Annotated in this window: 10 protein-coding genes and 1 pseudogene; 4 read left to right on the top strand and 7 right to left on the bottom strand. The window is 64.9% G+C overall.

Features of this window, described 5'->3' with window-relative positions:
* Positions 1 to 83: 83 nt before the first annotated feature.
* The 5 genes and pseudogenes from GV002_RS24535 to zwf form a co-directional block, all read right to left on the bottom strand.
* Positions 84 to 788 carry a methyl-accepting chemotaxis protein gene (locus tag GV002_RS24535; RefSeq protein WP_372241825.1) on the bottom strand — a complete coding sequence of 235 codons (705 nt, stop codon included), beginning with the start codon at positions 786 to 788 and terminating at the stop codon, positions 84 to 86.
* Between the two features lie 198 nt (positions 789 to 986).
* A pseudogene (locus GV002_RS24530) lies at positions 987 to 1871 on the bottom strand (methyl-accepting chemotaxis protein); the annotation flags it as partial.
* A gap of 300 nt (positions 1872 to 2171) precedes the next feature.
* Positions 2172 to 2843 (bottom strand): bifunctional 4-hydroxy-2-oxoglutarate aldolase/2-dehydro-3-deoxy-phosphogluconate aldolase, encoded by a 672-nt coding sequence (locus GV002_RS05715; protein WP_160017445.1) that lies wholly within the window; start codon positions 2841 to 2843, stop codon positions 2172 to 2174.
* A gap of 1 nt (position 2844) precedes the next feature.
* On the bottom strand, positions 2845 to 3558 hold the full coding sequence (gene pgl / locus GV002_RS05710) for a 6-phosphogluconolactonase (protein WP_160017444.1): 714 nt from the start codon (positions 3556 to 3558) through the stop codon (positions 2845 to 2847).
* Complete coding sequence (gene zwf / locus GV002_RS05705) at positions 3545 to 5014, bottom strand: glucose-6-phosphate dehydrogenase (RefSeq protein WP_160017443.1); 1470 nt, start codon at positions 5012 to 5014, stop codon at positions 3545 to 3547. The genes pgl and zwf overlap by 14 nt, the downstream gene beginning before the upstream one ends.
* 212 nt (positions 5015 to 5226) lie before the next feature.
* On the opposite strand from zwf, the gene GV002_RS05700 reads away from it, so the two are divergent.
* The 3 genes from GV002_RS05700 (at position 5227) to sugE (ending at position 7640) form a co-directional block, all read left to right on the top strand.
* Positions 5227 to 6087: a MurR/RpiR family transcriptional regulator gene (locus tag GV002_RS05700; RefSeq protein ID WP_178094664.1), complete on the top strand. Its 861-nt coding sequence runs from the start codon at positions 5227 to 5229 to the stop codon at positions 6085 to 6087.
* 147 nt (positions 6088 to 6234) lie between these two features.
* Entirely contained in the window at positions 6235 to 7182 is a 948-nt protein-coding gene (locus GV002_RS05695; protein ID WP_160017441.1) for a bile acid:sodium symporter family protein, read from the top strand.
* A gap of 143 nt (positions 7183 to 7325) precedes the next feature.
* A complete protein-coding gene (gene sugE, locus GV002_RS05690) occupies positions 7326 to 7640 on the top strand; it encodes a quaternary ammonium compound efflux SMR transporter SugE (RefSeq protein ID WP_160017440.1) in 315 nt (104 codons plus the stop codon).
* A 76-nt stretch (positions 7641 to 7716) separates the two neighbouring features.
* Here the strand turns inward: sugE and GV002_RS05685 are convergent, their stop codons facing one another.
* Positions 7717 to 9591 carry an MFS transporter gene (locus tag GV002_RS05685; RefSeq protein WP_160017439.1) on the bottom strand — a complete coding sequence of 625 codons (1875 nt, stop codon included), beginning with the start codon at positions 9589 to 9591 and terminating at the stop codon, positions 7717 to 7719.
* Between the two features lie 613 nt (positions 9592 to 10204).
* On the opposite strand from GV002_RS05685, the gene GV002_RS05680 reads away from it, so the two are divergent.
* A complete protein-coding gene (locus GV002_RS05680; RefSeq protein WP_160017438.1) occupies positions 10205 to 10909 on the top strand; it encodes a 4'-phosphopantetheinyl transferase family protein in 705 nt (234 codons plus the stop codon).
* Between the two features lie 212 nt (positions 10910 to 11121).
* Here the strand turns inward: GV002_RS05680 and GV002_RS05675 are convergent, their stop codons facing one another.
* Positions 11122 to 12729 carry an ATP-binding protein gene (locus GV002_RS05675; RefSeq protein WP_160017437.1) on the bottom strand — a complete coding sequence of 536 codons (1608 nt, stop codon included), beginning with the start codon at positions 12727 to 12729 and terminating at the stop codon, positions 11122 to 11124.
* Between the last annotated feature and the right edge of the window lie 7 nt (positions 12730 to 12736).

Below are 12736 nucleotides of genomic sequence, written 5' to 3'. Positions count from 1 at the left end.
GTATTCGGTGCGCGCGGCGCACCCTACAGGTAGAAAGGCGCAATTCCCGTAGGGTGCGCCGCGCGCACCGACTCCAACTCAAATCAAACGCGGAAGCGGCTGACCATGGACTGCAGCTGGCCACCCAGGCGCGCCAGCTCGGCCGAGGATTTGGCCGTTTCGTCGCTGGCAGTCGCGGTCTGCTCGGAGACATCACGCACGCTAAGGATGCTGCGGCTGATTTCTTCGGCCACGGCGCTCTGCTCTTCTGCAGCGGCGGCGATCTGCTGGTTCATCGACTGAATGTTGGACACCGCAAGGGTGATGCTGCCCAGCGAGTCGCCGGCCTTGCGCGTCAGCTCGACGCTGCTGTCGGTGAGTTTGTGGCTGTTGCGCATCACCGCCGCCACCTGCTGGGTGCCGCTCTGCAAGCCGGCGATCAGCGCCTCGATCTCCTCGGTGGATTTCTGCGTACGCTGCGCCAGGCCACGCACCTCATCGGCGACCACGGCAAAGCCGCGCCCCGCCTCGCCGGCACGCGCTGCCTCGATGGCGGCGTTGAGCGCCAGCAGGTTGGTCTGCTCGGCCACCGACTTGATCACGTCCATCACACTGCCGATCTTGTCGCTTTCCTGCTGCAGGCCGGTCATGGCCTCGGAAGAACGCCCCACTTCGGCAGCCAGACGCTCGATCTGCGAAATCACCTCGCCTACCACCTGGTCGCCCAGCCGCGCCTGGCCGTCCGCGTCGTTGGCCGCCTGCGAGGCCTGCTCGGCGTTGCGCGCCACTTCCTGCACAGTGGCGGACATCTCATGCATGGCGGTGGCCACCTGGTCAGTCTCGCTCTTCTGGCTGTTGGCGCCAGCGCTGGTCTGCTCGGTGACCGCCGACAGCTCTTCGGCGGCGCTGGCGATCTGGGTAACGCTGTCGCGGATGCCGCCGATCAGCTCGCGCAGGGTCGTGGCCATGTGCTGGATGCCCTGCTGCAGCTGGCCCATCTCGTCGCGGCGGTCGACCCGCACGCTGGCGGTCAAGTCACCGTCGGCAATGCGCTGCACCGCGCCCAGGGTATCTTGCAAGGGTCGGGTGATCTGACGGGTGATGACCCAGGCGGCAAGTACGCCGAACAGCAGGGCCAGCAGCGTGGCACCAATCTGCAGACTACGCGCCTGGGCACTTTCGATGGCCATGCGCTCCATCTGGAATCTGTACAGCGTCTCGCTGATACGGACGATCTCGCCCTGCTGATCGGTCATTTCCTGGCGGGTACGGGCGATAGCGGCAGTGGCAGCCTTGAACGCCTGCACCGTCTGCTCGAACTGGCCGAGCGCAGTGGAAATACGCCGTACCGCATCCTGCTGGGCGCTACCGAAAACCTGCTCCAGTGCATTGAGACTGTTGCGGGCAGTGGCTATGCGCTCGGCAAGGGCCTGCTCGGTTTGTGCATCGGGTGCGCTGTCATAACGTTCGAGCAGATAACGCAGACGCAGCAGCTCGCCATGAGTGAGCGTCAGCGCCTGCAGTTGCTCGAAGCGACGACCGTCGTATTCCGGCAGCAGCTCCACGCTGCGCCGCATCGCGCCCAGCAGCTCGCCCAGTTGCTGGTCTTCGTTAAGGATCTGGCCACGTGCCTGCCCGACGGCCGTGTAGGCTGCGCGCATACCCGCCAGTGAACGCTGGTAGTCCTGGTTGTAGCGGTACTGCTCTTGCAGCAGCTTGACGTTGACCGGATTGGTGAAGGTCCCCAGCAGCTTCTTCTGCTGCTCGAGATAGATGTTCAGGTTGGTCAGCAGACGTTCGGTACTGGCTGCGTCGCCCTTTGCCAGCATGAACTGCAGGCGGGCGATACGCAGGTTGGTCAGCGTTGCATTGAGTTGGGTGATCTCGCTCATCCAGGTGCTGCGCTGGATCACACTGCCCAGGCCGCTCCAGGCGGTCCAGGCCAGAGCCAGGGTAAGCACCAGCACCAGGCCGAAGCCGAGCGCGAGTTTGCGGGTAACGCTGAGATTAGCGAACCAGGTGTTCATGACAATTCTCCGACTGCGGATGTTTCAGGTTTCGCTGGAGAATTGTTTTTGTTGAAGCCAGCACGAGGGATCAGCTGACGTACCAGGCGACCACGACGGCACAGATTTTAAGCGACTGCGGCATTATGCAACGGCGCCGCCAGCGTTGGCGGCGCTACGCGCGCATCAACCAAGCAACTGCAGCGCCTCGACGCTGCATTGCTGGATGCGTGCCCAATCGCTGTTTTCCACCCACTCGCGCTGGAACATCCAGGTGCCGCCCACGCACATGACATTGGGCTGCGCCATGTAGCGCTGCAGGTTGTCCGGGGTGATACCGCCGGTCGGGCAGAAGCGCACCCCGCCGAAAGGCCCGGCCAGCGCCTTGAGCGCCGCGACACCGCCACAGACCTCAGCCGGGAACAGCTTGAAGCGGCGATAACCCAGGGCGTAGCCGACCATCAGCTCCGACGCGCTGCTCACACCAGGCAGCAGCGGCAGCGGGTTGTCCAGCGCGGCCAGCAACAGCTCGCGCGTGCTGCCCGGCGTGACGATGAACTGCGCACCGGCAGCGGTCGCTGCGGCAAGCATGTCTTCATCCAATACGGTACCAGCGCCAACGCAGAGCTCGGGACGCTCGGCACGCAGGCGACGAATCGCCTCCAGGCCATGCTCCGAGCGCAGAGTCACCTCCAGCACGCGCAGGCCGCCAGCGGCAAGCGCATCGGCCAGCGGCAGGATATCCGCCTCACGGGCGATGGTGATCACCGGCATGATCCGCGCCTGCGCGCAGATGCGGTCGATCTCGGCGATTTTGTCGGCCATGCGCACACGCTGGCTTGGGTCGAGGCTGGTCATGTCAGGAGCACCAATGGATTTCAAGAGGAGAATTGAGGAACGCGCGGATCGGCAGTTGGGCGGTCTCACCCGGCATCAGCGCCGCGCTCAGGGTGTTCAGTTTCGCCTGGCCCTGGATCGCCAGCAGCGGCAGCCGTGCGCTGGCCAGCACCGGCAGGGTCAGGGTCAGGCGTTGCGCCGGCTCGCTCGGGGCGAGCATCGGCAGCACGCGGCGCGCACAGTCCGGCTGCAGTGCCTGGTGCAGATTGGGGCTATGCGGGAACAGCGACGCGGTATGACCGTCGTCGCCCATGCCCAGTACCAGCACGTCGATCGGCACCAGTTCGGCGACCGCAGCATCGGCCAGCTCGGCCGCCTGTTCGAGGTTGCCAGCGACCTGGTAGAGGCTGAGAAAACGGGCTTCGGCCGCCGGGCCACGCAGCAGATGACGACGCACCAGCGCCTCGTTACTGCCCGCGTGATTCACCGGCACCCAACGCTCGTCGGCCAGGCTGACCAGCACCTGCGCCCAGGGCAGCTGCTGCTGCGCCAGCGCCTCGAAGAACGGCACCGGGCTGCGACCGCCGGACACCACCAGGGTGGCCTTGCCGCGACTGGTGATGGCCTGGCGCAGCGCATCGGCCACGCGCACGGCCAATGCCTGGGCCAGTTGCTCGGCACCAGCGTGCGGGCAGGCCTGCACGCCTGGCGGCAGTTTCAGTTCAGAGATCGCCATACCAACTCCTGCCATCGCGGGTGATCAGCGCGACCGACGCCATGGGGCCCCAGCTGCCGGCCGTGTACGGCTTCGGCGCCTCGCCGAGGCGATGCCAGCCGTCGATCAGTTGATCGCACCACTGCCAGGCGTATTCGATCTCGTCCTTGCGCACGAACAGGTTCTGGTTGCCGCGCATCACTTCCAGCAGCAGACGCTCGTAGGCATCGGGAATGCGCGCACTGCGGTAGGTGTCGGAAAAACTCAGCTGCAGCGGGCCGCTGCGCAGCTGCATGCCCTTGTCCAGGCCCTGATCCTTGGTCAGCACCTGCAGGGCGATACCCTCGTCCGGCTGCAGGCGGATGATCAGCTTGTTGCCGATCAGCTGCCTCTGCTCCGGGGCGAAGATGTAGTGCGGCGGCGCCTTGAAGTGGATGACGATCTGCGACAGCTTCTGCGGCATGCGCTTGCCGGTGCGCAGGTAGAACGGCACGCCGGCCCAGCGCCAGTTGCGGATGTCGGCGCGCAGGGCGACGAAGGTTTCGGTGTCGCTCTGGGTATTGGAGTTCTCTTCCTCCAGATACCCCGGCACCGGCCGCCCATCGCTGCTGCCGGCCACATACTGGCCGCGCACCACGCGCTGGCCGAGCTGCTCGACGCTGATCGGCTCCAGCGCCTTGAGCACCTTGACCTTCTCGTCACGGATGCTGTCGGCGGACAGGTCGCTGGGCGGGTCCATGGCGATCAGGCAAAGCAGCTGCAGCAGGTGGTTCTGGATCATGTCGCGCAACTGCCCGGCCTGATCGAAGTAGCCCCAGCGCCCTTCGATACCGACCTTCTCGGCTACGGTGATTTCCACGTGGGAGATGTGGTTCTGGTTCCACTGGGTTTCGAACAGGCTGTTGGCGAAGCGCAGGGCAATGAGGTTCTGCACCGTCTCCTTGCCCAGGTAATGGTCGATGCGATAGACGCGGTTCTCCGGGAACACCTGGGCCACGGCATCGTTGACCGCACGTGAGGACGCCAGGTCATGGCCGATCGGCTTCTCCAGCACCACCCGCGTGCCCTCGGCCAGCCCGACGGCGGCCAGGTTGGCGCAGATGCCGCCATACACCGAGGCGGGCGTGGCGAAGTAGGCGATCAGCTGATCCTGCGGGCTGACCTGCTCGAGCAGCGCCGAATAGTCCTCAGGCTTGAGGAAATCCATGCTCAGGTAGCTCAGACGCGCCAGGAACCGCGCCATGTCGGTTTCCGTCAGCTCCTTGGCTGGCACGTGCAGGCGCAACGCCTGCTCGATGGCGCGCAGGTGGCCGCTCGGCTCCCCCGTTTCACGGGCCAGGGCGAGGATGCGCGTGGCATCGTGCAGCAAACCGGCGCGATCGAGCTGGTAAAGCGCAGGAAACAGCTTGCGCAAGGCCAGATCGCCCAGCGCGCCGAACAAGGCAAAGGTGCAGGATTCAAGCTTCATCGCGGGCATGAGTTTGTTCTTTTATCAAGATGCACTAGAAATACCGGGTGATACTGCTTTTATCAAGGAAAAATGTTGTGATAGCAACAACATTATTCACGACATCCGATAAGTCAGTGGTGACCTTGGGGCGGCATCAGTAGGATAGGCCGGTTGTCTTACCGCCCATCGCCTGTCGCCAAGCCCGTTCAACCGCCTGTTTAGGAGCCCTTATGGACCGTGTGCGCAACTTGCTGGAACAGATCCAGAGCCGCCTTGACGACCTGAACAAGGCCGAACGCAAGGTCGCCGAAGTGATCCTGCACGATCCGCAGCAGGCCACGCGCTTCAGCATCGCCGCACTGGCCCAGGCCGCAGGCGTCAGCGAGCCGACGGTCAACCGCTTCTGCCGCTCGTTCGGCGCCAACGGCTACCCGGAACTGAAGATGCAACTGGCGCAGAGCCTGGCCAGCGGCGCCGCCTACGTCAGCCGCGCGGTGTCCGCCGACGACGGCCCCGAGGCCTACACCCGCAAGATCTTCGGCAGCACCATCGCCTCGCTGGACACCGCCTGCCAGAGCCTCGACCCGCAGCACGTCAGCCGCGCCGTCGACCTGCTGATCCAGGCGCGGCAGATCCATTTCTTCGGCCTCGGCGCCTCGGCGTCGGTGGCGCTGGACGCGCAGCACAAGTTCTTTCGCTTCAACCTGGCAGTGTCGGCGCATTCCGACGTGCTGATGCAGCGCATGATCGCCTCGGTGGCGCACACCGGTGATCTGTTCGTGATCATTTCCTACACCGGGCGCACCCGCGAATTGGTGGAAGTGGCGCGCCTGGCCCGCGAGAACGGCGCCTCGGTGCTCGGCCTCACCGCCGCCGGCTCGCCCCTGGCCAAGGCCAGCACCCTGAGCCTGGACATTCCGCTGCCGGAAGACACCGACATCTACATGCCGATGACCTCGCGCATCATCCAGCTCACCGTGCTCGACGTGCTCGCTACCGGCGTCACCCTGCGCCGTGGCGTGGACTTCCAGCCGCACCTGCGCAAGATCAAGGAAAGCCTCGGCGCCAGCCGTTACCCGGCGGATGAAGAGCCGCTCTAGGGCTTTTGCAGGAGCCAGCTTGCTGGCGATCGGTTCTATCGACACTCCTTGGAAAAGCATCGCCGGCAAGCCGGCTCCTGCAGTTCTGGTGCGCTGGACACTTCTGGTAGGCTTGCCGGCTTTTCCGAACCTGCCAGGAAATCCGCCATGCAAGCACTGATTGCCCTCAGCCGTTTCATCGGCAACACCTTCGCCATCTGGGTGTTGCTGTTCGCCGTCATGGCGTTCTTCCAGCCCGGCTGGTTCCTGCCGCTGACTGCCTGGATCGTCCCCCTGCTCGGGCTGATCATGTTCGGCATGGGCCTGACCCTCAAGGGTGCGGACTTCCAGGAAGTCGCCCGGCGCCCGTTGGCGGTGCTGCTTGGTGTGCTGGCCCAGTTCATCATCATGCCCTGCACCGCCTGGCTGCTGTGTCAGGCCTTTGCCCTGCCGCCGGAAATCGCCGTTGGAGTGATCCTGGTGGGCTGCTGCCCGGGCGGCACCGCCTCCAACGTGATCACCTGGTTCGCCCGTGGCGACCTGGCGCTGTCGGTGTCGATCACCGCCGTCACCACCCTGCTCGCCCCGCTCGTCACCCCGGCGCTGATCTGGCTGCTGGCGTCGGAATGGCTGCCGGTGTCGTTCAGCGCCATGTTCATTTCCATCCTCAAGATGGTGCTGCTGCCCATCGCCCTCGGCCTGATCGCCCAGCGCCTGCTCGGCGAACGCGTGAAGACCGCCGTCGAGGTGCTGCCGCTGATTTCCGTGGTGAGCATCGTCGCCATCGTGGCTGCGGTGGTCGCCGCCAGCCAGGGCAAGATCGCCGAATCGGGCCTGCTGATCATGGCCGTGGTGATCCTGCACAACGGTATCGGCCTGGGCCTGGGTTACCTGGCCGGACGCCTGTTCGGCATGTCGCTGGCGCAGCGCAAGACGCTGTCGATCGAGGTCGGCATGCAGAACTCCGGCCTTGGCGCCGCCCTGGCCAGCGCCCACTTCAGCCCGCTAGCCGCCGTGCCCAGCGCCCTGTTCAGCGTCTGGCACAACCTGTCCGGCCCACTGCTGGCGACCCTTTATCGGCGGATGGACCGGGGGCAGGAGAAAGGCGCCAACTGACCGGACACCTCGCACCAATCCGGGGCACCTTGCCCCGGATGCGCCGATATGCACAATAATGGCGCACGCGAGGACGACCTCCGCACCCTGACGCCAGGGTGGCTCATCCGGGGACGGCCCCTTCAGCACCTACTGGAGGTCATATGTCCTGGATCATTCTGTTTCTCGCCGGCCTGTTCGAGGTCGGCTGGGCCATCGGCCTGAAATACACCGAAGGCTTCACCCGCCCGCTGCCCACTCTGCTCACCGTCTGCGCCATGCTGGTCAGCCTGGGCCTGCTGGGCCTGGCCATGAAGGAATTGCCGCTGGGCACCGCCTACGCCATCTGGACCGGCGTCGGCGCCGTGGGCACGGTGATAGCCGGCATCATCCTGTTCGGCGAATCCATGGCGCTGCTGCGCCTGGCCAGCGTGGCGCTGATCGTCTGCGGCTTGATCGGTCTCAAGATGAGCCACTGAAAAAGCCGGAATCCAGCTTCGTGGGAGGCGCTTTAGCGGCGAATCGCGGCTGAAGCCCCTCCCACACTACAGTTCGCTATCGCCAATCCCCACGCAAGGCCGCCACTTGCGCCTGCAGCGCCTCACGTTTGGCCTGCTCCGGCGCAACCGGAGTACCGGCCACCAGGCACACCCGCGACCACAGGCGCTTGAAGATGCCCTTGTGCGGATCGCGACTGAAGAAGCTGCCCCACAAGCCCTGCAACGCCATGGGGATCACCGGCACCGGGTTCTCTTCGAGAATGCGCTCGACACCCGACCTGAACTCATCGATCTCACCATCAGCGGTCAGCTTGCCTTCGGGGAAGATGCACACCAGCTCGCCGTTGCGCAGGTACTCGGCGATCTTCCTGAACGCCGCGTCGTAGATCAGCAGATCCTCGTTGCGCCCGGCGATCGGCACGGTACCGGCGGTGCGGAAGATGAAATTGAGCACCGGCAGGTCGTAGATCTTGTAGTACATGACGAAGCGCACCGGCCGCCGTACCGCGCCACCGATCAGCAGCGCATCGACGAACGACACATGGTTGCATACCAGCACCGCCGGCCCCTCGTCGGGAATTGCGTCCAGGCCCTTGTGCTCGACCCGGTACATCGAATGCCCCAGCAGCCAGATGAGAAAGCGCATGCTGAATTCGGGGACGATCTTGAAGATGTAGCTGTTGACCGCGATGTTCATCAGCGAGATGGCCAGAAACAGCTGCGGAATCGACAGCCCGGCGACGCTCAGGAACAGGATCGCAACGATGGCCGAGGCCACCATGAACAGCGCATTGAGGATGTTGTTGGCCGCGATCACCCGCGCCCGCTCATGCTCGGCGGTGCGCGACTGGATCAGCGCATACAGCGGCACGATATAGAAGCCACCGAACAGACCGATGCCGAGGATGCAGCCGAGAATCCACCAGGCCTGGCCGTAGCCCAGCAGCGCCAGCCAGTCATGCGGCGCGGCGCCCTGCGGGAAACCACCAGAGAACCACCACAGCAACATGCCGAACAGGGTCAGGCCGATGGAGCCGAACGGTACCAGGCCGATCTCCACCTTGTGCCCGCTCATGCGTTCGCAGAGCATCGAGCCCAGGCCGATCCCCAGCGAGAACACAGTGAGGATCAGCGTCACCACGCTCTCGTCGCCGTACAGCCACTCCTTGGCATAAGCCGGGATCTGCGTCAGGTAGATCGCGCCGAGAAACCAGAACCAGGAGTTGCCCACCAGCGAGCGCGACACCGCCTTACGCTGGCCCAGGCCGAGCTTCATGATCACCCAGGACTGACGGAAGATGTTCCAGTCCAGCGGCAGCGTCGGCATCGCCGCCGCCGCACGCGGAATGCCCTGGCTGGCCAGGTAACCGAGCAGCGCCACACCGACTACCGAACCGGCGACGATGGGCGCATAACTGCTGCTGGCCATCATGATGCCGGCGCCGATGGTGCCAGCCAGAATCGCCAGGAAGGTGCCCATTTCCACCAGCGCGTTGCCGCCCACCAGCTCCTCTTCCTTCAGGTGCTGCGGCAGAATCGAATACTTCACCGGGCCGAACAGCGCCGACTGCGTGCCCATGGCGAACAGCACGGCGAGCATCAACGGCAGGTTGTCCAGCAGCACTCCGGCAGCGCCGACGAGCATGATGCCGATCTCGGCGAACTTGATCTTGCGGATCAGCGCGTCCTTGGCGAACTTCTCGCCAAACTGCCCGCCGAGGGCGGAGAACAGAAAGAACGGCAGGATGAACAGCAAGGCGCAGAGATTGACCAGCAGATCGCGGTCGGCGCCCGTGTTGAGCTTGAAGAGGATGGCGAGAATCAGCGACTGCTTGAAGATGTTGTCATTGAAGGCGCCGAGCAATTGCGTCACGAAAAACGGCAGAAAACGCTTCTTGCCGAGCAGGGCGAACTGCGATTGTTGGGTCATCGTCCATGGTCCTCGCGGGGGTAGATTTGCCCGCACAGGCATTTGACTGCAAATCCCCCCAAGAAAGCCACAGGGCAAATGCGAACGCCTTGGCGATCACACGAAGGGCCGGGAGGGTCGCGTAGGGTGGATGTCGCTTTTTACATCCACCAAAGCGGTGGATCGGTGATGCGTGATCCACCCTCGCATTTCGGCATTGCGTAGGGTGCGCCGTGCACCACAATGCCGCCGAATCCTCGGTGTACCGCGCCGCCAGACAAAGGATGCTGTAGGAGCCGGCTTGCCGGCGATCCCGTACATCAGCGCAGCTATCGCCGGCAAGCCGGCTCCTACGAACTGGTGACACCTCAGACATCGACTGCTCACCAGGCCTTTTGCCACAGCAGCAAATGAGAGACGAAAAAAAACGGTAGCCCAATCGGGCTACCGTTCTCGAACTCGGAGAAAACGTCAGTGCCTTCGCACTGACTACAACCTCACCTGCATTCCCTGGGGAATGCCAGCGCAGTCTGACAAAAGCCAGGGCAAGCGTCCGTTTAGCTTTGTTACCTGGCTGCAAAGAAATGTAAACGGCGGATGACTGCACGGTCCGCCGCGCGGCACAATCGCGCCCATGAACGCTCACCACCCCGCCTGCTGCAGCCCTCTCGACACGCACAACCCGCTGCCAAATGCGCTTGCCGGCGCGCAGCTGATCAGCACGCACTTCGACCCGGCCCTGCTCACAGAGGATGACTTCGCGCGCTGCGCCATCGCCCCGGTGCGCGGCGTGGCCAAGCGGCAGGCCGAATACCTGGCCGGGCGGCTGTGCGCCCGCGAAGCGCTGCGCCGCGTGACCGGCCAAGCCAGTGTTCCGGCAGTCGGCGAAGACCGCGCGCCGCAATGGCCCAGTGGCGTGGTCGGATCCATCACCCACGGCGACAACTGGGCGGCTGCACTGGTCGCGCCTGACCATCGATGGCGCGCCCTGGGCCTGGACGTCGAGCGCCTGCTGCCGGCCGAGCGCGCCCAGCGCCTTCAGAGCGAAATCCTCACTCCAGCCGAACTGCAGCGCCTGTCGGACCTGGACGACGAGACCCGCGCCGCGCGCATCAGCCTGACTTTCTCGCTCAAGGAAAGCCTGTTCAAGGCGCTCTACCCGCTGACCCTGTCGCGCTTCTATTTCCATGACGCCGAGTTGCTGGAGATCGACCACGACAGCGCGCGCCTGCGCCTGCTGATCGACCTGCATCCCGATTGGCGCGAGGGCGCCGAGCTGGATGGCCAGTTCGTGCTGTTCGATAACAAGGTGCTGAGCCTGGTGGCCGTGGCGGCGTGACCACGGGGCAGCCTGTCATAGATGGAAACCCGGTGCGCGCGGCGCACCCTACGGTCACTGCACAGTGCGCTACGTAGGGTGGATGACGCTTTTCCCATCCACCACCCAGGCACCATGGTGGATCGGTCGGGCGGCGGTCGCGGCGTAGCCCGGATGAAATCCGGGAGCAGTAGGGTGCGCCGTGCGCACCGAGCCCGACACGCAATCGCGCCTTACTCCCCCTGCCGCCGAGGCCACACCAGGCTGAAACGTGCCCCGCCGAGGCTGTCGCTGCGACCGATCTGCGCCCGACCGCCGTGCCAGTAGATGATCCGGCGCACGATGGACAGCCCCAGGCCATGCCCGCCAGAGGCCCGCGTGCGGCTGTCGTCGAGACGCAGGAAGGGGCTGAACAGGCGCTCCCAGGCTTCTTCCGGCACGCCAGGCCCGTCATCCTCGACGTCGATGCGGCAACGCTTGTAGCCGACCTGGCAACTGATCAGCACCTTGCCTTCGGCATAGCGCATGGCGTTGCTCACCAGATTCTGCAGCGCACGGTGCAGGTAGCGCGGCTCGGCCTCGACCCAGCAGGCGCCCTCGGCCTGCACGCTGAGCACCGCACCACACTCCACCCGCACCTTGTTGCTCAGCGGCGCCAACTCGTCGATCACCTGATCGATGAGCGCCTTGAGCTCCACCTGCTGGAAGTTCAGGGCCGGCGAGCCCTGCTCCAGGCGCGCGTAGGTCAGCATCTCGTCGACCAGCTTGTCGAGGTCCTGGATATCGCTGTCCATGCCGTCCATGTATTTGCGCCGGGTACTTTCGTTCGGCGCATCGGCAATCATCTCCAGGCCGAAACGCAGCCGCGCCACCGGCGTGCGCAGCTCGTGGGACACTGCGCGCACCAGCTCGCGCTGGGTGCTCAGGGACGTCTGCAAGTGCTCGGCCATGGCATTGAAGCTGCTGGCCAGGCGTCCTACCGAGTCCGCGCCGCGAGCCGGCACCCGCGCATCCAGACGACCACTGGCAATGTGCGTGGCCGCGCCTTCGAGCGCACGCAGGCGCTGCTCCAGCGAGCGCACCAGCAGGTAGACGATCAAGCCGATCAGGCTCAGGCCCAGCGCACCGATCAACACCAGCAGCTGCGGCGGATAAGGGTTCATCTGGTACAGCGGGCCGATCTCCAGCACCCAGGGCGTATCGACGATGCCGGAGAACACGTAGATGGAGTCGCCGCCCTTGCCCAGCGCCATCACCGTATCGCCCTCGTCGATGCGGCGCCGCTGGTCGGGGTCGATAGTGGCCTCTTCGAGTCGTACCAGCTGCAGGTCGAAGCCGAACTGCTTGGCCGCCTTCAGCTCGGCCAGGCGCTGCGGCTGCTCATGCACCGGGTAGCGAACCAGTTCGTCGATCAACAGGTAGTTGGTGGCCCGCGCCAACTGCTCGCTGATCTGCTGGATCTCGCCAGTCAACAGCAGCGGCTGCTTGCCATCGAGCAGGCCATAGACCTTGGCCGAATGCGGGCCGGTCTGCTGCACCAGCACGTGGCCGCGCTGCAGGCGATTGCGCTCGCTGCTTTCCAGCGGCACCTCGCTCAGGGCCTGCAGTTCCAGCGGAATGCCGAGCAGGCGCGACCACACCACCAGGGCGCGTTTGCGCTCCACCTCGTTCATCGGCAGCAGGTTGTCCGCCATCAGGCGAAAGGTGCCGCGCGCCAGGCCTTCGCGATACTGATCACCGCGCACCTCGTTGACCAGGTGCAGGGTGCCGACCCCCAGCAGCGCAACCAGCACCAGCGCGGCGAGCATGCCGCCATAGATGCGCAGGAAGATCGAGTTCATGGCTGCC

The sequence above is a fragment of the Pseudomonas sp. 8O genome (assembly GCF_902506495.1).
GTDB lineage: Bacteria > Pseudomonadota > Gammaproteobacteria > Pseudomonadales > Pseudomonadaceae > Aquipseudomonas > Aquipseudomonas chaetocerotis.
Note: the sequence above shows the minus strand (reverse complement) of the source record. Positions and strands in the feature narration are given on the sequence as shown.

Excerpts from the sequence above, each read along its gene's own strand:
- GV002_RS24535 (WP_372241825.1), bottom strand. The coding sequence starts at position 788 with ATGTCCGCCACTGTGCAGGAAGTGGCGCGCAACGCCGAGCAGGCCTCG.
- GV002_RS05715 (WP_160017445.1), bottom strand. The coding sequence starts at position 2,843 with ATGACCAGCCTCGACCCAAGCCAGCGTGTGCGCATGGCCGACAAAATC.
- pgl (WP_160017444.1), bottom strand. The coding sequence starts at position 3,558 with ATGGCGATCTCTGAACTGAAACTGCCGCCAGGCGTGCAGGCCTGCCCG.
- zwf (WP_160017443.1), bottom strand. The coding sequence starts at position 5,014 with ATGCCCGCGATGAAGCTTGAATCCTGCACCTTTGCCTTGTTCGGCGCG.
- GV002_RS05695 (WP_160017441.1), top strand. The coding sequence starts at position 6,235 with ATGCAAGCACTGATTGCCCTCAGCCGTTTCATCGGCAACACCTTCGCC.
- sugE (WP_160017440.1), top strand. The coding sequence starts at position 7,326 with ATGTCCTGGATCATTCTGTTTCTCGCCGGCCTGTTCGAGGTCGGCTGG.
- GV002_RS05685 (WP_160017439.1), bottom strand. The coding sequence starts at position 9,591 with ATGACCCAACAATCGCAGTTCGCCCTGCTCGGCAAGAAGCGTTTTCTG.
- GV002_RS05680 (WP_160017438.1), top strand. The coding sequence starts at position 10,205 with ATGAACGCTCACCACCCCGCCTGCTGCAGCCCTCTCGACACGCACAAC.
- GV002_RS05675 (WP_160017437.1), bottom strand. The coding sequence starts at position 12,729 with ATGAACTCGATCTTCCTGCGCATCTATGGCGGCATGCTCGCCGCGCTG.